The sequence below is a fragment of the Rouxiella sp. T17 genome, assembly GCF_036663475.1.
In the GTDB taxonomy this organism is placed as follows: Bacteria; Pseudomonadota; Gammaproteobacteria; order Enterobacterales; family Enterobacteriaceae; genus Rouxiella.
Window position 1 is genome coordinate 110,541 of the sequence record NZ_JAWUEA010000037.1, and the last position, 21,528, is coordinate 132,068.

Consider the following 21,528-nt stretch of genomic DNA (forward strand, 5'->3'; position numbering starts at 1 on the left):
CATGGAATTTGCATTTTACATTTCAGCTCTCGTGGCCGTGTTGGCGACGCTGCGTGTTATCACGCACACCAACCCGGTTCACGCGCTGCTGTATTTGATAATCTCACTGTTGGCGATTGCCGCGGTGTTCTTCTCGCTCGGGGCTTACTTTGCCGCCGCGCTGGAGATCATCGTTTACGCCGGTGCCATTATGGTGCTGTTTGTCTTCGTGGTGATGATGCTCAACCTCGGCAGCGTGCAGGAGCAGGAAAAGGCATGGCTGAAACCCGCGACCTGGATTGGTCCGACGATTCTGGCCGTGGTGCTGCTGGTGGTCATGATTGTGTCGATTACCGGTCTGCACGATCAGGGCATCAAAGGCACGATGGTTGACGCGAAAGCCGTGGGTATCGCGCTGTTCGGACCTTACGTTCTGGCGGTCGAGCTGGCGTCAATGCTGCTGCTGGCCGGTTTGGTCGTGGCCTTCCACATCGGACGTGAGCACAAACCGGGCGAAGTGCTCGGCAGTGCTTCCGCTGCGCCAGTCAAAGAGATGGCTAAAAGAAAAACGGAGGAGAGAGCATGATCCCTCTACAGCATGGCCTGATTCTGGCCGCAATCCTGTTTGTGTTGGGTCTGACCGGATTATTGGTTCGCCGTAATCTGCTTTTCATGTTGATTAGTCTGGAAATCATGATCAACGCGGCGGCGCTGGCCTTTATTGTGGCCGGCAGCTATTGGGGACAGGCAGACGGACAGGTGATGTATATCCTGGCAATCAGCCTGGCGGCAGCGGAAGCCAGTATTGGTTTGGCCTTGTTGCTGCAACTCTATCGTCGTCGTCACACCCTGAATATCGACACTGTCAGTGAGATGCGCGGATGAACCTACTCTTCTTAACGATTTTATTTCCGCTGATTGGCTTCCTGTTGCTGGCCTTTTCTCGCGGACGCTGGTCTGAAAACACTTCCGCCACGGTAGGCGTAGGGTCGATTGGTCTGGCTGCACTGGTGACGATTTACGTCGGCATCAACTTTTTGAGTCAGCGCGCGGCGGGCGTGGCGGTCTTCAACCAGAACCTCTGGAACTGGATGCAGGTCGGCGATTTTAATATTGCCGCCACGCTGACGCTCGACGGCCTGTCGATGACCATGCTCTCCGTGGTCACCGGCGTTGGTTTCTTCATCCACATGTTTGCCTCCTGGTACATGCGCGGCGAAGAGGGTTACTCCCGCTTCTTCGCCTATACCAACCTGTTTATCGCCAGCATGGTGATTCTGGTTCTGGCCGACAACCTGCTGCTGATGTATCTCGGCTGGGAAGGGGTAGGGCTGTGCAGCTATCTGCTGATCGGTTTCTACTACACCAATCCGGATAACGGCGCGGCGGCGATGAAAGCCTTTATCGTGACCCGCGTCGGTGACGTGTTCCTCGCGTTCGCGCTGTTCATTCTGTATCACCAGTTGGGTACGTTGAACATTCGCGAGCTCATGATTCTGGCACCGCAAAAGCTGGCGGTCGGCGATACGGCAATTACCTGGGCAACATTAATGCTGCTCGGCGGCGCGGTCGGTAAATCGGCGCAGCTGCCGTTGCAAACCTGGCTTGCCGATGCGATGGCGGGCCCAACACCGGTTTCTGCCTTGATCCACGCCGCAACCATGGTGACCGCGGGTGTCTATCTGATTGCCCGTACGCACGGTCTGTTCCTGATGGCGCCCGAAATTCTGCATCTGGTCGGGATTATCGGCGCGGTGACGCTGGTGCTGGCAGGTTTTGCCGCGCTGGTGCAAACCGACATCAAACGCGTGCTCGCCTACTCGACCATGAGCCAGATTGGTTACATGTTCCTGGCGCTGGGCGTGCAGGCGTGGGACGCAGCCATCTTCCACCTGATGACCCACGCGTTCTTCAAGGCGCTGCTGTTCCTCTCCTCCGGCTCGGTGATTCTGGCCTGCCACCACGAGCAAAACATCTTTAAGATGGGCGGATTGCGTAAATCCATCCCGCTGGTCTATGTCTGCTTCCTGGTCGGTGGCGCGGCGCTGTCAGCCCTGCCAATCATTACCGCTGGCTTCTTCAGTAAGGACGAAATTTTGGCGGGCGCACTGGCGAACGGCAATCTTAACCTGCTGATTGCCGGACTGGTCGGCGCGTTTATGACTTCGCTCTATACTTTCCGTATGATTTTCATCGTCTTCCACGGCGAAGAGAAGATCAAGGCGCACGCGGGCAAAGGGATTACTCACCACTTGCCGCTGCTGGTTCTGCTGGTTCTGTCGACTTTCATTGGCGCGATGATCGTTCCGCCACTGCAAGGCGTCTTGCCGGGCACCAAAGAGTTGCCGCACGGAACGGTATTAACGCTGGAAATCACTTCAGGTGTGGTAGCCATCGTCGGCATCTTGCTGGCGGCGGCGCTCTATCTCGGCAAGCGCTCGCTGGTTAACAGCATTGCAAAAAGCGCGCCGGGCCGCTTCTTCACTACCTGGTGGTTCCACGCATGGGGCTTTGACTGGCTTTACGACATGATTTTTGTGAAACCGTATCTGGGCATCGCAAAACTCCTGCAACGTGACCCTTTGAACTCGTTGATGAATACTCCTGCGCTGCTCTCTCGTTTGGGCAATCGCGGACTGGTGTTTAGTGAAAATGGGCAGACGCGCTGGTATGTCGCGTCTATGGGATTGGGTGCAGTCGTCGTGTTAGCGCTATTGCTGGCGATTTGAAACATTGTAAAAACATAGGGACCTCAACGCCATGCTACTACCTTGGCTAATTTTCATCCCCTTTATTGGCGGACTGCTGTGTTGGCAGACTGAGCGCTTCGGAAGCAAAGTACCGCGCTGGATAGCTCTGATCGCGATGGGACTGACCTTGGCGCTTTCCCTGCAACTCTGGTTGCAGGGCGGCTATTCGTTAACGGCACCTGCGGGCATTCCACAGTGGCAATCCGAGTTTATGCTGCCGTGGATCCCGCGTTTCGGCATCTCGTTCCATCTGGCTTTGGATGGCCTGTCGCTGCTGATGGTGGTCCTGACCGGGCTGCTCGGCCTGCTGGCTATTCTCTGTTCGTGGCGTGAAATTCAGCGTTATCAGGGCTTCTTCCACCTGAACCTGCTGTGGATTCTGGGCGGCGTGATCGGCGTGTTCCTGTCCATCGACATGTTCCTGTTCTTCTTCTTCTGGGAGATGATGCTGGTTCCGATGTACTTCCTGATAGCGCTTTGGGGACACAAGGCGTCTGACGGTAAAACCCGTATCAGCGCGGCGACCAAGTTCTTCATCTATACCCAGGCCAGCGGTCTGGTGATGCTGATAGCGATTCTCGGGCTGGTGTTTGTTCACTACAACGCGACCGGCGTCTGGACCTTCAACTATGAGTTGCTGTTGAAGACGCCGATGACGCATAACGTTGAATACCTGCTGATGCTGGGCTTCTTTATCGCTTTCGCGGTGAAAATGCCGGTGGTGCCGCTCCACGGCTGGTTGCCGGATGCGCACAGTCAGGCGCCGACGGCGGGTTCGGTCGATTTGGCCGGGATCCTGCTGAAAACGGCGGCCTACGGAATGCTGCGTTTCAGCCTGCCGCTGTTCCCGAACGCCTCGCACGAGTTTGCTCCTATCGCGATGTGGCTGGGCGTGCTCGGCATTTTCTACGGCGCGTGGATGGCCTTCTCGCAGACCGATATCAAACGCCTGATTGCCTACACTTCTGTGTCGCACATGGGCTTCGTGCTGATTGCCATCTTTACCGGCAGCCAGCTGGCCTATCAGGGCGCGGTGATTCAGATGATTGCCCACGGCCTTTCTGCCGCCGGGATGTTCATTATCTGTGGTCAGATTTATGAGCGCCTGCACACCCGTGACATGCGCCTGATGGGCGGTTTGTGGGGACGTATCAAGTATCTGCCTGCGCTGTCGCTGTTCTTCGCGGTGGCAACGCTCGGGATGCCAGGGACCGGTAACTTTGTCGGTGAATTCATGATTCTGTTCGGCAGCTTCCCGATTGTGCCGGTCATTACCGTGATTTCGACTTTCGGACTGGTGTTTGCGTCGGTTTATTCGCTGGTTATGATGCAGCGTGCGTATTACGGCGCGCCTAAGTCGGACCAACCATTACAGGGTATGACGGCACGCGAGCTGTCGATCATCCTGTTGCTGGTCGTACTGCTGGTGTTGCTGGGCGTTTATCCTCAGCCAATTCTGGATACGTCGAGCGCAGCAATGAGCAATATCCAGCACTGGTTCGGGTCATCAGTTTCATCAATTTCAACGACAAGGCCGTAATTCGCCATGACATTTACTCCTCAAAATCTGATCGCACTGTTACCACTGTTGATCGTCGGATTGACGGTGGTGGTGGTGATGCTGTCCATTGCGTGGCGACGCGACCATTTTGTTAATGCCACGTTGACTGTTATCGGCCTTAACCTTGCGCTGCTCTCCATTTACTTTGTTGCAAAAGTCGGACCTCAAGACGTCACGCCGCTGCTGCGAATTGACGGCTATTCGCTGTTCTACATCGGGCTGGTGCTGCTTGCCAGTCTGGCGACCAGCACCTTTGCCTATCCGTGGCTCGAAGGCTATCCCGACAACCGCGAAGAGTTCTATCTGCTGGTGCTTATCGCGGCGATGGGCGGCATTCTGCTGGCGTGCGCCAACCATCTGGCCTCGATGTTCCTGGGTATCGAACTCATCTCGCTGCCGCTGTTTGGCCTGATTGGTTACGCGTATCGCCAGAAACGTTCGCTCGAGGCCAGCATTAAATACATGCTGCTGTCGGCGGCGGCGTCGTCATTCCTGCTGTTTGGTATGGCGCTGCTTTACGCGCAGTCCGGCGACCTGTCGTTTATGGCGCTCGGTAAAAATCTTTCCGACGCCGTGATGCACGAGCCGCTGCTGCTGGCGGGTCTGGGCATGATGATTGTGGGGCTGGGCTTCAAGCTTTCGCTGGTGCCTTTCCACCTGTGGACGCCAGACGTCTATCAGGGTGCGCCAGCGCCGGTTTCCACCTTCCTCGCGACTGCCAGCAAGATAGCCATTTTCGCCGTGGTTATGCGCCTGTTCCTCTACGCGCCGGTTGCCAACAGTGAAGCCATCCGCGTGGTGCTGGGCATTATTGCCTTCTGCTCCATTCTGGTCGGTAACTTGATGGCGGTTAGCCAGAGCAACATCAAACGCCTGCTGGGTTACTCGTCGATCGCGCATTTGGGTTATCTGCTGGTGGCGTTGATTGCCGTGCAGACCCATCAGCTGTCGATGGAAACCGTCGGCGTTTATCTGGCCGGTTACCTGTTCAGCAGCCTCGGCGCGTTTGGCGTGGTTAGCCTGATGTCCAGCCCGTACAGCGGGCCGGATGCCGAATCGCTGTTCTCCTACCGCGGACTCTTCTGGCACAAGCCGATTCTGTCTGCCGTAATGACGGTGATGATGCTCTCACTGGCCGGTATTCCGATGACGCTCGGCTTTATCGGTAAGTTTTATGTTATTGCAACCGGCGTGACCGCGCACCTGTGGTGGCTGACCGGTGCTGTGGTAGTGGGCAGTGCGATTGGCCTCTACTACTATCTGCGCGTGACGGTGAGTCTGTTCCTGAATGCGCCAGCGAGTCTGGTCCGCGATACGCCAAACAACTGGGCGTTTACCGCAGGCGGCGTAGTCGTCCTGATTTCGGCGATTCTGGTGCTGATTCTAGGTATCTACCCGCAGCCGCTTATCTCGCTGGTACAGATGGCGCAGCCGTTGCTCTGATAGGTAAACAGCAAACTGCTTTAACTAAACCGCGCATCGAAAGGTGTGCGGTTTTTTTTCGCCTCGGCTTTGCGCATTCCTTACACTAAGGTCGGAAGGTTCTTAAAATCCTGACAGTTAGGCTTTTCTCTTCGCGAGATTTCGGCAACCCTCTGAAAAATAGGCTACGGTTAATGGGGTAAGGTTTAGCGACCGCGAGTGTTAACTCGCCGCAATCACATCATAAGGAGAATAGAATGGCTAACCAATTCGAACCACAGCAAACCAGTCTCGACGATGACCTGAAAATGCTGAGTGAAACGCTGGAAGAGGTGCTTAAATCTTCGGGTGATAAAGCCGATGAGAAATACATCGAAATAAAGACCCGAGCCGAACAGGCGCTGAGTGACGTGCAATCGCGTCTGAGTTCGGCTTCAGATACCTATTACGCCAAGGCGCGTACCGTTGCCCATCAGGCAGACACTTATGTGCATGACAAACCATGGCACGGTGTCGGCGTTGGCGCAGCCGTCGGTCTGCTGATCGGCCTGCTGGTTCGCCGCTAAGCGATTTACTGACCGCAGCACGTAAAAGAGACAGCTTAGGCTGTCTCTTCTTTTTTGCACCATGAGCAGTGCAGGTTATTTCAGCGGTTATACGGGTAAATATCGTGTTACCAAAATTCAAATAGCAGGCTAACAAAGTGTGAATATCCTCACATAACGCGATGATAAAGAGCGGTTAACTGGGTTTAAAAAACCGGGAGTTAACATGACATCATCACTGAATGCCGCCTCGGGCGCGAACAGGCAGGGCAAGGCGATTAATATTTTCCGCGTCGCCAGCGGGAATTTCCTCGAGATGTACGATTTCATGGTTTTTGGCTATTACGCCAATGCGATCGCCCACACGTTTTTCCCCGACTCCAACCCTTTTGCTTCCCTGATGCTGACGCTGATGACCTTTGGCGCCGGATTTTTAATGCGTCCGCTGGGCGCGATGGTGCTGGGCGCATACATTGACCATCACGGCCGTCGAAAGGGATTACTGATAACGCTCTACCTGATGGCGTTCGGCACGCTGACCATTGCCTGCGTTCCGGGTTATCACAGCATTGGCGTGGCGGCTCCGATTCTTATTCTGCTTGGCCGTTTGCTACAGGGATTCTCGGCGGGCGTCGAGCTGGGTGGCGTTTCCGTTTATCTTTCTGAAATCGCACCGGAAGGGCGCAAAGGCTTTTACGTGAGCTGGCAGTCGGCCAGTCAGCAAGTGGCGGTCGTGTTCGCGGCGCTGCTCGGCGTGCTGCTGAATCATCTTTTGGGCAATGCCATTATGAGCGAATGGGGCTGGCGTATTCCGTTCGCCATCGGCTGTCTAATTGTGCCGTTCCTGTTCTGGATCCGCCGCATGATGGAAGAAACCGATGCGTTTCAACAGCGTAAGCATCATCCATCAATGCGTGAGATTGCCCGTTCGGTCGCGACACACTGGCAGATAGTGCTGGTGGGAATGCTGATGGTGGTCACGACGACCGTATCGTTTTACCTGATCACCGCGTTTACGCCGACCTTTGGCAAAAACGTGTTGCAACTCAGCCAGCAGCAGAGCTTTATCGTGACGCTGTGCGTCGGCGTTTCCAATCTATTCTGGCTGCCGATTATGGGCGCGTTTTCCGATAAGGTCGGGCGTCGTCCGTTGTTACTGACTTTCAGCGCGCTGATGCTGTTCACCTCTTATCCCGCCTTGCATTGGCTAGTTGGCGCGCCAAGCTTTGCGCGACTGCTTGAAGTCGAGCTGTGGCTTTCATTTATGTATGCCAGCTATAACTCCGCGATGGTCGTGGCCTTGACTGAAATCATGCCGCCAGAGGTCAGAGCGACCGGTTTTTCAATGGCCTACAGTCTCGCTACCGCTATTTTTGGTGGCTTCACACCGGCGATTTCGAGTTATCTGATCCACGTCACCGGCAACAAGGCGATGCCCGGCGTTTGGCTCTCTTTCGCCGCCGTCTGCGGCCTGCTGGCCATCGTCGTACTACCGTGGATCACCCGCCAGCGCGTCTATCAGCAAAGCATGGTTAAATCCCACGGCTAAACGTTAACTTTACTCTTAAATCCTCTTTAACCCTAAATCCGTCCCGCATTCAGTCCCGTCTTTCCGGCGGGACTTTTTATGCAGACTCACTGCTTCTTAAATGAATTCAATTTAAGCCTTTGGCCTACTTACTCCCGCCAAAAATTGCTTTAGACTGCCCGTGAAGGATTCACTTATAGTTTAATGATTAATCTGGATAAAAAATGAAAAAGACTTTAGTTGCCTGCTCGGCTGCCGCACTGCTGATGACCACCGTTTCTGCCCACGCGATTGGCGTTAACGCGCAAATCGGCCAACACTATACCAATCTGGGCGTCGGTTTCGGCACCACCACGCCGGGTCTGGCGCTGAGCGGAAACTGGGCACACAGCGATAACGACGGCGACGTCGCGGGTGTCGGTTTAGGCTACAACATTGCGCTGGGTCCAGTGATGGCAACCGTCGGCGGCAAAGCACTTTACACTCATCCAAAAGATGGCGATGAAGGTTACGCTGTACCTGTCGGCGGCGGTTTGCAGCTGCCACTTGGTCGCTACGTCAGCCTGTATGGCGAGGGTTATTACGCGCCAGACTCACTGTCCAGCGGCATCAATAATTACAAAGAAGCCAACGGCGGCGTGCGTTTCACCCCAATCAGCCTTGTGACGGTTGACGTGGGTTATCGCTATCAGGCGCTGGAAGGCAAAGACGGTCATCGCGACAACATTATCGCCGACGGCGCTTACATTGGCGGCGCGGTGAATTTCTAAGGTCAGTCATGTAACGGAAGGAGAGGGTAATGCTTAGGGTTGAGATGCTTAGCACGGGCGAAGAAGTGCTGCACGGTCAAATTGTCGATTCAAACGCGGCGTGGTTGGCGAAATACCTGTTTGATCAGGGTTTGCCGATGACCAGCCGTGAAACCGTCGGCGACAGTCTCGAAGAGCTGGTGTCCGTAATGCTTGAACGTAGTCACATCGCCGACGTGCTGATCGTCAACGGCGGCCTCGGGCCGACCAGCGACGACCTCAGCGCGCAGGCGGCGGCGAAAGCCTGTGGCGTCGAGCTAATCGAAGATGCTGACTGGATTGCCACCATGGAGTCGTTTTTCGCCCAGCGTGGCCGCCCGATGGCGGAATCCAACCGCAAGCAGGCGCAAATTCCGTCCAATGCCGAGGTTCTCGACAACCCTGTCGGCACAGCCTGCGGCTTTACCCTCAAACTCAACCGTTGCCAGCTTTTCTTCACCCCCGGTGTGCCATCCGAGTTCAAGGTGATGGTCGAGCAGCAGATTGTTCCACGTTTGCACCGCGCCCATCCCGCGCTGGAAGCTCCGCTGTGTCTGCGTTTGACGACTTTTGGTCGCGGCGAAAGTGACTTAGCCAGCGAGCTCGACGGCCAGCCGCTGCCCGAAGGCGTCGCGCTGGGCTATCGTTCGTCTTCACCGATTATCGAGCTGAAACTCACCGGTCCGCGCGCGCAGGAGACTGCTATGCGTGAAATCTGGGAGCGGATTCGTGAAGTGGCGGGCGAAAGCACGATTTTCGAAGGGTTCGGCAGTTTACCGGCGCGTCTGGCCGAGCGTTTGCTCGAGCAGAATCTCCGTCTGGCGATCAGCGAAAGTTTCACCGGCGGACTCCTGAACTGGCGCTTGCAGAATGCCGAGGTTCCTCTGGTTGGCGGCGATCTCATTCCCGTTGACGGCACCGAAGATGAAACTTTATCTGCGCTGTTGGCGCGAGCACAGCTGTTGGCCGAACGCACCGGCGCACAGTTGGCGTTGGCGATTGGCGCGCTTTCGGAGAATCGTTTAAGTTTGGCGCTGCATACGCCGGGTGGCACGAGCGGCATGACGATTGAATACACTGCCGGACGCCACGGGTTGGAGTTACGACAGGAGACGATAGCGATGATGGCGATGGATATGTTGCGTCGTTATCTGAATGAGTGGCCGGTGGTGGCGGACTATCCATGGATCAACGTGTTGGAAAAAGTTTAATCAATTGTTTTTAGTGCTGGCGCGCACGCTTTGATCAAAATCTTTTTGCGTCAAAGGCTTTTAGGTCAAAAGCTTTAAAATCAACTGCATGCGCTTCGCTTACTGGGCGCTGGCCCAGACCAGGCAGAAGGTGCTTTAACGAGCACCCTCTGCACTCCCGCGTTTTTCTTCCAAATGTGCAACTTGAAAGCTTAAAAGTGAGATCTTTCCAGTAACTCCGAAGTGTGGCGTAGGTCGCGCGGCTTCGCCGTTCCTTCATTACGGATTTGAGCCAAAAACGTCTCAAATCACTCCACTCAGCGCCGCCCCGATCCCGCCAATTACAGCCTCTACTACAAAAGCGGAAACTCTTCGGCGGTCAAGGGCCGATTACTCAACCTTCATTTTAATAATTTGCTCGAATATCACTTTCAAAGTTTGAGTTGCCCGATAAAAACAAAGGATGTATTCATTCGGAAGGATCGGTCCTTGACCGCCTAAGAGTTATCGGTTTTTCTTTTTAGCTATTATTGGCGGGATCGGGGCGGCGCTGAGTGGAGTTGAGGAAGACGTTTTTGGCTTCCGAACGAAATGAAGGGAGTGCGAAGCACCGCGACCTACGCCACGCGCTGTGGTATCTGGAAAGATCTCCCTTTTTCAGCTCTCAAGTTACAGCTGTGGATAAAAAGCTTGGGATTCCAAAGGGGCGAGCGACTGCGCCTCTTTGGGCGGTCTGCGCCGCCGCGCAGTAAGCGAAGCGCATGAAGTTGAACTTGAAGTTGAACTTAGAAATTGCAATTAGATTCAAAATCTAAACCCAGCTGCGTCTCTTTGGGCGGTCTGCGCCGCCGCGCAGTAAGCGAAGCGCATGCACTTGATTTTAAAGCTTTTGACCTAAAAGCTTTTGAATCAAAAGATTGAAGAGCAAAAGCTTTTGACCGAAAGGGAGTCTTAGAGCGCCAGCTCTATATCCTCAACCGGTAGGCAACAACACGGCAGAATGTCACCCTCGTTGATAAAGGCCAGCGGCTTTTGACTGTAAATCACGTCGCCTTTAACCAATCGCATGCGGCACGACCCGCAATAACCTTCTCGACACTGATATTCCACCACCAGCTGATGCTGTTGGAACAGAGCCAGCAGGTTAGGGTGCTCGCCTTTACAGACGAGCGTTTTGCCATGATCGTGCAGCGTGATGGTGGAATCACTCATCTTAGAACTCGAAATCGCTCAGGTCGTCAGCGTTCATTTCTGAATCAATCTGACCGACCAGATAAGAGCTGACTTCAACTTCCTGCGGTGCAACCTGAACGTTATCAGAGACTAACCACGCGTTGATCCACGGAATCGGGTTGGTGCGGGTCTTGAACGGCGCGGTCAAACCTACCGCCTGCATGCGGATATTGGTGATGTATTCTATGTATTGGCAAAGAATATCTTTGTTCAGACCAATCATCGAGCCGTCGCGGAACAGGTATTCTGCCCAATCTTTTTCCTGCTCGGCCGCCAGCACAAACAGGTCATAACACTCTTTCTCGCACTCTTTGGCGATTTCGGCCATCTCGGGATCATCGACGCCGCTGCGCAGCAGGTTCAGCGCGTGCTGCGTGCCGGTCAGGTGCAGCGCTTCGTCACGAGCGATCATCTTGATGATTTTGGCGTTGCCTTCCATCAGCTCGCGCTCGGCGAAAGCAAATGAACAGGCGAAGCTGACGTAGAAACGTACGGCTTCCAGCGCGTTAACGCTCATCAGACAGATGTAGAGCTTCTTCTTCAGCTCGTGAAGGTTAACGACAACGGTGTTGCCATTGACCTGATGCGTACCTTCACCAAGCAGGTGATAGTAGCTGGTCATCTCGATCAGCGAATCGTAGTAACCGGAGATATCTTTCGCGCGCTTGAGGATCTCTTCGTTAGTCACGATGTCGTCGAATACCAGACCCGGATCGTTCACGATATTACGAATAATATGCGTGTAGGAACGCGAGTGGATGGTTTCCGAAAACGCCCAGGTTTCAACCCACGTTTCCAGCTCTGGAATAGAGATAAGCGGCAGCAGCGCGACGTTAGGGCTACGACCCTGAATAGAATCCAGCAGCGTCTGATATTTCAAGTTGCTGAGGAAGATGTGTTTTTCGTGCTCTGGCAGACCTTGAAAGTCGATACGGTCGCGAGCAACGTCAATCTCTTCCGGACGCCAGAAGAAAGAGAGCTGTTTTTCGATCAGCTTTTCGAAGATTTCATATTTCTGCTGGTCGAAACGCGCCACGTTAACGGACTGGCCGAAGAACATCGGTTCCAGCAGCTGGTTGTTTTTGTTTTGTGAAAATGTGGTGTAAGCCATGGTAATCCTCTGACCCCATGCCCCGAAACACTGCAAGCCGTAGCAGATTGATTTTCCGCTACAGCTTGCTGGTTAAGGCATCGGTAAAATTAATTAGATCTTGCAGGCACCGCTTTCGCAGTCGTCCACTTCAGCCTTCATGTCTTCCTGAACATCGTCCGCGCCGTCGCGGGTATTCTGGTAGTACAGCGTTTTCACGCCAAATTTATAGGCGGTCAGCAGATCCTTCAGCAGCTGTTTCATCGGCACTTTGCTGTTGGCAAAACGCGATGGGTCATAGTTGGTGTTGGACGAAATCGCCTGATCGACGAACTTTTGCATCAGGCCAACCAAATGCAGGTAACCGTCGTTGTTCGGCATCTCCCACAGCAGTTCGTACTGGTCTTTCAGACGCTCGTACTCTGGCACAACCTGACGCAGGATCCCGTCTTTCGACGCCTTGATGCTGACGTGGCCGCGCGGTGGCTCGATACCGTTGGTGGCGTTCGAAATCTGCGAAGAGGTTTCGGACGGCATCAGCGCAGAGAGCGTGGAGTTACGCAGGCCGTGCTGCTTGATGCTGGCGCGCAGCGCTTCCCAATCGTAATGCAGCGGCTCGTCGCACAGGGTATCGAGATCCTTTTTATAGGTGTCGATTGGCAGCACGCCCTGTGAATAAGTGGTTTCTTTAAACCACGGGCAGGCACCTTGCTCGATAGCCAGCTCGTTTGAGGCTTTCAACAGGTAATACTGGATAGCTTCAAACGCACGGTGCGTCAGGTTGTTGGCGCTGCCGTCGCTGTAACGCACGCCGTTTTTCGCCAGATAATAAGCATAGTTGATTACGCCGATTCCCAGAGTACGACGACCCATTGCGCCACGTTTGGCGGCCAGAATCGGGTAATCCTGATAGTCGAGCAGGGCGTCGAGCGCGCGAACGGCCAGCGTTGCCAGCTCTTCGAGATCGTCGAGGCTGTCGATAGCGCCGAGGTTGAACGCAGAGAGCGTACAAAGCGCGATTTCGCCTTCTTCGTCATTTACGTCGTTCAACGGTTTGGTTGGCAGCGCGATTTCCAGACACAGGTTGGACTGGCGAACAGGCGCGACAGCCGGATCAAACGGGCTGTGGGTGTTGCAATGGTCAACGTGCTGAATATAGATACGGCCCGTTGAGGCGCGTTCCTGCATCATCAGGGAGAACAGTTCAACCGCTTTAACTTTCTGCTTGCGGATGCTGTCGTCCTGCTCGTACTGCGTGTACAGGCGCTCGAACTCGTCCTGATCGGCAAAGAATGCGTCATACAGGCCAGGCACGTCGGACGGGCTGAACAGCGTAATGTCGCCGCCTTTCACCAGACGCTGGTACATCAGCTTGTTGATCTGCACGCCGTAATCCATGTGACGCACGCGGTTGCCCTCAACGCCACGGTTGTTTTTCAGTACCAGCAGGCTTTCAACTTCAAGGTGCCACATCGGGTAGAACAGAGTTGCTGCACCGCCGCGCACGCCGCCCTGCGAACAGGATTTAACGGCAGTCTGGAAGTGTTTATAGAACGGAATACAGCCGGTGTGGAAGGCTTCGCCGCTACGAATCGGGCTGCCCAGCGCACGGATACGCCCTGCGTTGATGCCGATACCGGCACGCTGCGAGACATATTTCACGATAGCGCTGGAGGTCGCGTTGATGGAATCAAGGCTGTCGCCACATTCGATCAGGACGCAAGAGCTGAATTGACGCGTTGGGGTGCGCACGCCAGACATGATAGGCGTAGGCAGAGAAATTTTGAAGTTCGACACAGCATCGTAGAAACGCTTGATGTAATCAAGACGGGTTTCGCGCGGATAGCCGGAGAACAGGCAGGCGGCAACCAGAATGTAGAGGAACTGCGCGCTCTCGTAGATTTGGCCGCTGACGCGGTTCTGCACCAGATATTTGCCTTCAAGCTGCTTGACCGCGGCGTAGGAGAAGTTCATGTCACGCCAGTGATCAATGTAGCCGTTCATCTCTTCGAACTCTTCGCGCGAGTAGTCTTCCAGCAGGTGCTTGTCGTATTTGCCCATCTCGACCATTTTGGTCACCTGGTCAAACAGTGCCGGCGGCTCAAACTGGCCGTAGGCTTTCTTACGCAGGTGGAAAATCGCCAGACGCGCGGCCAGATACTGGTAGTCCGGCGCATCTTTGGAGATCAGGTCGGCCGCCGCCTTGATGATGGTTTCGTGAATATCGGCCGTTTTAATCCCGTCATAAAACTGAATGTGCGAACGCAGCTCTACCTGAGAAACTGATACGTTTTGAAGACCTTCCGCTGCCCAATCGATGACGCGGTGAATTTTATCAAGATCGATGCGTTCCTTGCGGCCATCACGTTTAGTAACAAGTAGACTCTGGTTCATTCGGGATTATACCTTTAAGGGTTTTTTTCCAAAAAACACAGCGCACGTCAAGGCATCATCGGACCGATTAAGTCTGACAATGTCTAGTGCGATGGTCAGGATGTAAACACTATATGTTGTGGGTGTATTATTTTCTGACGACAAGATAGTGTTGAGTCCAAAGATTTGCAAGGGACGAAACGAGCCGATTTTGTGGATAAGTTGGGGAGAAATTTTGCAGGTCACGCCACAGCGCCCATCGCTGCTGGGTTAGTGGAACTGTCAATATGCACGATACGATTTTCTTATATTTTTCGAAAACGCGATCGACTGCCGATTTATTAAACGTTAGATAAAATCGCTATATTGATGCCCGAAACTATTCTAAAAAATCATGTTGTCACGCAAAGGTAGGCCAACGCCCTAAAAACTAAGCTTTTATCTCCCCGTCCGCGTAAAAATTGCGCTGCAAGGCAGCAAATACGCCGTGCGGACGGGGAAGAAGCGCTTGACTAGACCTTAGCTTTCGGCACTTTCTTGATATTGAGTGTGCAACATATAGTTAACGTCGACATTTGGCCCCAGCTTGAAGTGATCCGACAGCGGATTGTAATGCAGGCCGATAATGTGGCGCTCAAACAGCGGCGTGCGGTCAATCCATGACAGCAATTCCGACGGCTTGATGAACTTTTTGATGTCATGCGTGCCTTTCGGCACCATTTTCAGCACGTATTCCGCGCCAAACACCGCCATCAGCCAGGCTTTGTTGTTGCGATTGATGGTTGAGAAGAAGACGTGGCCGCCCGGTTTGACCAGACGCGCGCAGGCTGCGACCACGGAAGCGGGATCAGGCACGTGCTCGAGCATCTCCATGCAGGTCACCACGTCGTAGCGCTGCGGATTGGCATCGGCGTGCGCTTCGACGGTTTCTTGCACGTAATTCAATTTGGCACCGCTTTCCAGCGCGTGCAGGCGGGCGACTTCGAGCGGCTCTGCGCCCATGTCGAGTCCGGTGACGTTGGCACCAGCCAGCGCCATGCTTTCACTCAGAATACCGCCACCGCAGCCGACGTCGAGGACCTCTTTGCCAAACAGCCCGTTCGAGCGCGCGAGAATGTAGTCCAGACGCAGCGGATTGATACGGTGCAGCGGTTTGAATTCGCCCTCGAGATCCCACCAGCGCGAGGCGACGGCCTCAAACTTGGCTATCTCGGAATGGTCCACGTTTTGGTTATCAACGCGTTGCGAAGGGGTCGTGCTTTGATTGCTGTTCGATGTGCTTGTCATTGGGCTGATAAACTCCTTATGCCTTGTGAAGTCGATTATACATATTCTAGGGACCGAGAGGCAGCTTCGTGCTATAGTTTGACACCTTTGCCTATACCCTGTGTAATTTGGGTATTTATAGGCAGCGGCCTTGAATAATCAGAGAGGGATAGCAGCTCCATGAGCGACCTTGCCAGAGAAATCACACCGATAAACATCGAAGAAGAGCTTAAAAACTCTTATTTGGATTACGCCATGTCCGTTATTGTCGGACGTGCGCTGCCAGATGTGCGCGATGGTTTGAAACCGGTGCACCGCCGCGTACTTTACGCAATGAATGTTCTGGGTAATGACTGGAACAAAGCCTATAAGAAATCGGCCCGTGTGGTCGGTGACGTTATCGGTAAATATCACCCACACGGTGATACTGCGGTTTATGACACCATCGTTCGTATGGCCCAGCCTTTTTCCCTTCGCTACATGCTGGTGGATGGACAGGGTAACTTCGGTTCGGTAGACGGCGATTCCGCTGCTGCCATGCGTTATACCGAAATACGCATGTCAAAAATTGCCCACGAACTGTTGGCAGACCTTGAAAAAGAGACCGTCGACTTTGTGCCGAACTACGACGGCACCGAGCAGATCCCTGCGGTTATGCCGACCCGAATCCCGAACCTGCTGGTTAACGGATCCTCCGGTATCGCCGTCGGTATGGCCACCAATATTCCGCCGCATAACCTGACCGAGGTTATCAACGGCTGTCTGGCCTTTATCGAAGACGAAAACATCAGCATTGAAGGGCTGATGGAACACATTCCAGGCCCAGACTTCCCAACCGCCGCCATCATCAATGGTCGTCGTGGTATTGAAGAAGCCTATCGTACCGGTCGCGGCAAAATCTACATTCGCGCCCGTGCCGAAGTCGAAGCCGACGCCAAAACCGGCCGCGAAACCATCATTGTTCACGAGATCCCGTATCAGGTGAACAAGGCGCGTCTGATCGAAAAAATTGCCGAGCTGGTAAAAGAGAAGCGTCTGGAAGGCATCAGCGCGCTGCGTGACGAGTCCGATAAAGACGGCATGCGCATCGTTATTGAAATCAAACGCGATTCCGTGGGCGAAGTGGTACTGAATAACCTTTATTCACTCACTCAGCTGCAAACCTCGTTTGGTATCAACATGGTGGCCCTGCATCAAGGGCAGCCTAAGATTTTGGGCCTGAAAGAGATTCTTTCTGCCTTCGTGCGTCACCGTCGCGAAGTCGTGACCCGTCGTACTATCTTCGAACTGCGCAAGGCGCGCGACCGTGCGCACATCCTCGAAGCGTTGGCGATTGCTCTGGCAAACATCGACCCTATCATCGAGCTGATTCGTGCTGCGCAATCTCCTGCCGAAGCGAAAGCCGGCCTGATCGCCCGTTCATGGGATCTCGGCAACGTTTCCGCCATGCTGGCCAGCGCCGGTGACGACGCCGCACGCCCTGAATGGCTTGAAGAGCAGTTTGGTATTCACGACGGCAAGTACTTCCTGACCGAACAGCAGGCGCAGGCGATTCTGGATCTGCGTTTGCAGAAACTGACCGGCCTCGAGCACGAAAAACTGCTGGACGAGTACAAAGAGCTGCTGGGCCAGATTGCCGAACTGATCCGCATTCTGGAAAACCCTGACCGCCTGATGGAAGTGATCCGCGAAGAGCTTGAAGCAATTCGTGACCAGTACAACGATCCGCGTCGTACCGAAATCACTGCCAACACCTCCGATATTAATATCGAAGACCTGATTAATCAGGAAGACGTCGTCGTAACGTTGTCGCATCAGGGTTATGTGAAATATCAGCCACTGACCGATTACGAAGCACAGCGTCGTGGCGGTAAAGGCAAATCAGCCGCGCGTATTAAAGAAGAAGACTTTATCGATCGCCTGCTGGTGGCCAACACGCACGACACCATTCTGATGTTCTCGAGCCGAGGCCGTCTGTATTGGATGAAGGTCTATCAGCTGCCGGAAGCCAGCCGTGGTGCCCGTGGGCGTCCGATTGTCAACCTACTGCCGCTTGAGCAGAACGAGCGTATTACCGCGATTCTGCCAGTGCGCGAGTATGAAGAAGGCCGTCACGTGTTTATGGCGACCGCCAGCGGTACCGTCAAGAAAACGGCACTGACCGACTTCAGCCGTCCACGCAGCGCGGGCATTATCGCCATCAACCTCAACGAGGGCGATGAGCTGATTGGTGTCGACCTGACCGACGGTAACAACGAAGTCATGCTGTTCTCTGCGGCCGGTAAAGTGGTGCGCTTCGCCGAATCTGCGGTGCGTTCGATGGGCCGTACGGCGACCGGTGTTCGCGGTATCCGTCTGGGCGAAACCGATCGCGTGGTGTCGTTGATTGTTCCTCGCGGCGACGGTGCGATTCTGACCGTGACCGAAAACGGCTTCGGTAAGCGTACCGAGTCTGAAGAATATCCGACTAAATCACGTGCGACGCAGGGCGTTATCTCCATCAAGGTGAGCGAGCGTAATGGTCCGGTGGTTGGCGCTATTCAGGTAGACGAAGCCGACCAGATCATGATGATCACCGATGCCGGTACGCTGGTGCGTACACGCGTTTCCGAAGTCAGCAAAGTAGGCCGTAACACCCAGGGTGTCACGCTTATCCGTACTGCCGACGACGAACACGTGGTAGGTCTGCAACGTGTTGCCGAACCTGTCGAAGATGAAGAGCTTGACGGCGTTGCTACAGTTGAAGGTGAACTGGAAGCCGCGCAGGAAAGTGAAGCGCCTGACGACGTTGAAGCAGAAGACATTGAAGCAGAAGACGACGAGCAGCCGTCAGAAGACGAGTAAAATCGGCTTCGTTAGTTGAAAATTAAAAGGCATAATATGAATTCATATTGTGCCTTTTTTATTGATTCGTTATTGCTATGGTAACCCCTTGAAGTATCTAACTTCCTTTAGAACGACATTAAGAATCTCCCGTTACCTGTTCAGGGTACTGGCTATCATGCTTTGGTCGCTTGGCGCCTTGCTGACGACGTTCTACGTGCTGAATATTTTCCATAATAAAGAAGCCGAAATTAGGGAAGAGGATAACCTTCACTACAATCAGGCCCAGGCTTACATCAAGAATACTGCCGATGTGGTGCGCAGCGTCCGCACCATGGCTGAAAAACGGCTGAGTGATTCGATGAACGGGCTCGACATTATCAACGGCGTGTTGAGCACCAAAAATGTCGATCCGACCTTCCACTCGCTGTTCCCCGAATCCAACTGTGCCGAGCTCACCGACAGCAATCGCAACGCGCTGACCTCGCTTGGTAACATGATCCATTACTGGAAAGATAATTTCTCCGACGACTATTCCCTGAAGCGAATTTTTTATATCGGCGGCGACAACCTTTGCCTGGTGGATTTTGGCATCGTAAACAACGCGACGCCTATCGAACGCGAAAACGTCCTCAAGTCGCTGCACGAAAAACTCATTAAATATCGCAACGGCAAGAATCAGGACAAGCAGAAGAGCCAATATTGGGTCGAATCCGGCACCAATAAAGATCAGGGCAATCTCTTCGTGCTGACGCCAATTTATGTCGGCAACAAGCTGGCGGCGATTATGGGCGTGCAGCAAACGCTGCGTCTGGAAGATTTAACGGCGTCAACGCTCGCGCATACGGGCGTCACCTTGCTGGATGCCGATAACCTGCCGCTGCTGAGCTTCCTCGAGGGCGATCGTTATACCTCGATTCTCGAAAGCTATCCGGGCGGCGGCAACTATTTTGGCTACATGAACGGCTATAACGATCTGATTTATAAGCGTCCGCTGCCGCCTTCGGGCATGAGCGTCGTTTATTCGCTGCCGTTTTCAACGGTAATCGAACGCTTCAAGCTACTGATTTTGAATGCCGTAATCCTGAATCTGGTCTCGGCGCTGGTGCTGTTTGTGTTGGCGTGGCTGTTCGAGCGCAAGATGTTTCTGCCCGCCGAAGACAACGCCTTCCGTCTGGAGGAGCACGAGCAGTTTAACCATAAAATTGTCGCCTCTGCGCCGGTCGGAATTTCGATTCTGCGTATCAGCGACGGCGTGAATATTCTGAGTAATGAGCTGGCGCACAACTACATCAGCATGCTGACCCATGAAGATCGTCAGCGAATTACTCGCATTATCTGCGACCAGCAAACCCGCTTTGTCGACATCATTACTCGCGATAACAACAACATCCAGCTGAGCTTCGTTCATTCACGCTATCGTAACGAAGACGTGGCGATTTGCGTGCTGATTGACGTCAGTGCGCGCGTCAAAATGGAAGAGTCACTGCAGGAGATGGCGAACGCCGCCGAGCAGGCGAGCCAGTCGAAATCGATGTTCCTCGCGACCGTCAGCCACGAGCTGCGCACGCCGCTGTACGGCATTATCGGTAACCTCGATTTGCTGCAAACGCAGGGGCTGCCGCAGGGCGTAGATCGCCTGGTGACCGCGATGAATAACTCGTCGGCGCTGCTGCTGAAAATTATCAGCGACATTCTCGACTTCTCGAAAATTGAATCCGAACAGCTGAAAATCGAGCCACAGGAGTTCTCCTGCCGCGAAGTGATCACTCACATCGCCGGTAACTATTTGCCGCTGGTGGTGAAGAAACACCTCGGGCTGTACTGTTTCATCGAACACAACGTGCCGGAAATTTTCGTCGGCGACCCCGTGCGTTTGCAGCAGGTGTTGTCGAATATCCTTAATAACGCGATTAAATTTACTGACACCGGCTGCATCGTGCTGCATGCGCGCACCTGCGGCAGCTATCTGGAATTCATGATCCGCGATACCGGCGTCGGCATTCCGCAGAAAGAAATTACCCGCCTGTTCGACCCGTTCTTCCAGGTGGGTAGCGGCGTGCAGCACCATTTCCAGGGCACCGGGCTTGGACTCGCTATCTGTGAAAAACTTATCAACCTGATGGACGGCGATATTTCGGTCGATTCGGAGCCGGGTCTCGGCAGTGCCTTTACCGTCCGCTTGCCGGTTTATGGACAGGAACATCCGGCACCGCCGCCGCTGCCGTTCTGGGCCGGAAAACGTCTTTGGGTCAATATTCGCAACGGCTACCTTGAAAGCTATCTGATGCAGCTGCTGCATCATCACGGCGCGGACGTCCAGCGTTGGCAGCCTGAAGATGAGAGCAGGGCAGAGGACGTGCTGATTACCGACATGCCGCTGATTCACCACGGCAGCCTGTGCGCGCAAATTGAATTTTCGATCGACCACATTGGCCCGCCGCAGGAAAGCAGCCCGGGTTACTGGATCCACAGCACCTCGACACCGCTGGAAATTACCCTGCTGCTCAATCGGATCTATCATTTAAATCGCGAGACGGAAACCAGTTTGCTGCCGGAAGTGATTGAATCGCAAGATAATGGCGACATTACGCTGCTGGTGGTCGACGACCATCCTATCAACCGCCGTCTGTTGGCCGATCAGTTAGGTTCGATGGGCTATATTGTTGCCACGGCCAACGACGGATTAGACGCGCTCGAGGCAATGAAAGTGCATCCGGTGGATATCGTGCTCAGCGACGTTAACATGCCAAATCTCGACGGCTATGGTCTGACTAAACGCCTGCGCGAGCTTGAATATTCGCTGCCGGTGATTGGCGTTACGGCCAACGCACTGGCCGAACAGAAACAGCTCTGCCTGCAGGCCGGCATGGACAACTGCCTCTCCAAACCGGTCACGCTCGATCAACTGCGTAAAACGTTGAGCTTCTACAGCCAGCAGGTACGCAGAAAACGCCACGCACCCGTGGAGATTGATTAA

Annotated in this window: 15 protein-coding genes; 11 read left to right on the forward strand and 4 right to left on the reverse strand. The window is 54.1% G+C overall.

What is annotated here, in order from left to right; all coding sequences use genetic code 11:
• Position 1: 1 nt before the first annotated feature.
• From nuoJ to SC206_RS15855, 9 genes are all read left to right on the forward strand, one after another.
• Positions 2–565: an NADH-quinone oxidoreductase subunit J gene (gene nuoJ / locus SC206_RS15815; RefSeq protein ID WP_332738529.1), complete on the forward strand. Its 564-nt coding sequence runs from the start codon at positions 2–4 to the stop codon at positions 563–565.
• Positions 562–864 (forward strand): NADH-quinone oxidoreductase subunit NuoK, encoded by a 303-nt coding sequence (nuoK, locus tag SC206_RS15820; RefSeq protein ID WP_045047368.1) that lies wholly within the window; start codon positions 562–564, stop codon positions 862–864. The genes nuoJ and nuoK overlap by 4 nt, the downstream gene beginning before the upstream one ends.
• A complete protein-coding gene (nuoL, locus tag SC206_RS15825) occupies positions 861–2,708 on the forward strand; it encodes an NADH-quinone oxidoreductase subunit L (RefSeq protein WP_332738535.1) in 1,848 nt (615 codons plus the stop codon). The genes nuoK and nuoL overlap by 4 nt, the downstream gene beginning before the upstream one ends.
• A gap of 31 nt (positions 2,709–2,739) precedes the next feature.
• Positions 2,740–4,269, forward strand: a complete 1,530-nt coding sequence (gene nuoM, locus SC206_RS15830; protein WP_332738538.1) for an NADH-quinone oxidoreductase subunit M — start codon at positions 2,740–2,742, stop codon at positions 4,267–4,269.
• Positions 4,270–4,275: 6 nt separating this feature from the next.
• Entirely contained in the window at positions 4,276–5,733 is a 1,458-nt protein-coding gene (nuoN, locus tag SC206_RS15835; protein WP_332738540.1) for an NADH-quinone oxidoreductase subunit NuoN, read from the forward strand.
• Between the two features lie 236 nt (positions 5,734–5,969).
• Positions 5,970–6,278, forward strand: coding sequence for a stress response protein ElaB (gene elaB / locus SC206_RS15840; RefSeq protein ID WP_332738542.1), 309 nt, complete (start codon positions 5,970–5,972; stop codon positions 6,276–6,278).
• 205 nt (positions 6,279–6,483) lie between these two features.
• Positions 6,484–7,806 carry an MFS transporter gene (locus SC206_RS15845; protein ID WP_332738544.1) on the forward strand — a complete coding sequence of 441 codons (1,323 nt, stop codon included), beginning with the start codon at positions 6,484–6,486 and terminating at the stop codon, positions 7,804–7,806.
• A gap of 203 nt (positions 7,807–8,009) precedes the next feature.
• Complete coding sequence (locus tag SC206_RS15850; protein WP_332738546.1) at positions 8,010–8,555, forward strand: YfaZ family outer membrane protein; 546 nt, start codon at positions 8,010–8,012, stop codon at positions 8,553–8,555.
• A gap of 29 nt (positions 8,556–8,584) precedes the next feature.
• Positions 8,585–9,784 (forward strand): nicotinamide mononucleotide deamidase-related protein YfaY, encoded by a 1,200-nt coding sequence (locus SC206_RS15855; RefSeq protein WP_332738548.1) that lies wholly within the window; start codon positions 8,585–8,587, stop codon positions 9,782–9,784.
• Between the two features lie 930 nt (positions 9,785–10,714).
• Here SC206_RS15855 and yfaE read toward each other — a convergent pair.
• From yfaE to ubiG, 4 genes are all read right to left on the reverse strand, one after another.
• The gene (gene yfaE / locus SC206_RS15860; RefSeq protein ID WP_332738550.1) at positions 10,715–10,975 is read right to left on the reverse strand and encodes a class I ribonucleotide reductase maintenance protein YfaE; all 261 of its coding nucleotides are present in this window, start codon (positions 10,973–10,975) and stop codon (positions 10,715–10,717) included.
• 1 nt (position 10,976) lies between these two features.
• Positions 10,977–12,107 carry a class Ia ribonucleoside-diphosphate reductase subunit beta gene (nrdB, locus tag SC206_RS15865; RefSeq protein ID WP_332738552.1) on the reverse strand — a complete coding sequence of 377 codons (1,131 nt, stop codon included), beginning with the start codon at positions 12,105–12,107 and terminating at the stop codon, positions 10,977–10,979.
• Between the two features lie 93 nt (positions 12,108–12,200).
• Positions 12,201–14,480 (reverse strand): class 1a ribonucleoside-diphosphate reductase subunit alpha, encoded by a 2,280-nt coding sequence (gene nrdA / locus SC206_RS15870; protein ID WP_332738554.1) that lies wholly within the window; start codon positions 14,478–14,480, stop codon positions 12,201–12,203.
• Positions 14,481–14,978: 498 nt separating this feature from the next.
• A complete protein-coding gene (ubiG, locus tag SC206_RS15875; RefSeq protein ID WP_332738556.1) occupies positions 14,979–15,746 on the reverse strand; it encodes a bifunctional 2-polyprenyl-6-hydroxyphenol methylase/3-demethylubiquinol 3-O-methyltransferase UbiG in 768 nt (255 codons plus the stop codon).
• A 159-nt stretch (positions 15,747–15,905) separates the two neighbouring features.
• Here ubiG and gyrA point away from each other — a divergent pair, with 159 nt between their 5' ends.
• Positions 15,906–18,569 carry a DNA topoisomerase (ATP-hydrolyzing) subunit A gene (gyrA, locus tag SC206_RS15880; RefSeq protein ID WP_332738558.1) on the forward strand — a complete coding sequence of 888 codons (2,664 nt, stop codon included), beginning with the start codon at positions 15,906–15,908 and terminating at the stop codon, positions 18,567–18,569.
• Between the two features lie 88 nt (positions 18,570–18,657).
• On the forward strand, positions 18,658–21,528 hold the full coding sequence (gene rcsC, locus SC206_RS15885; RefSeq protein WP_332738560.1) for a two-component system sensor histidine kinase RcsC: 2,871 nt from the start codon (positions 18,658–18,660) through the stop codon (positions 21,526–21,528).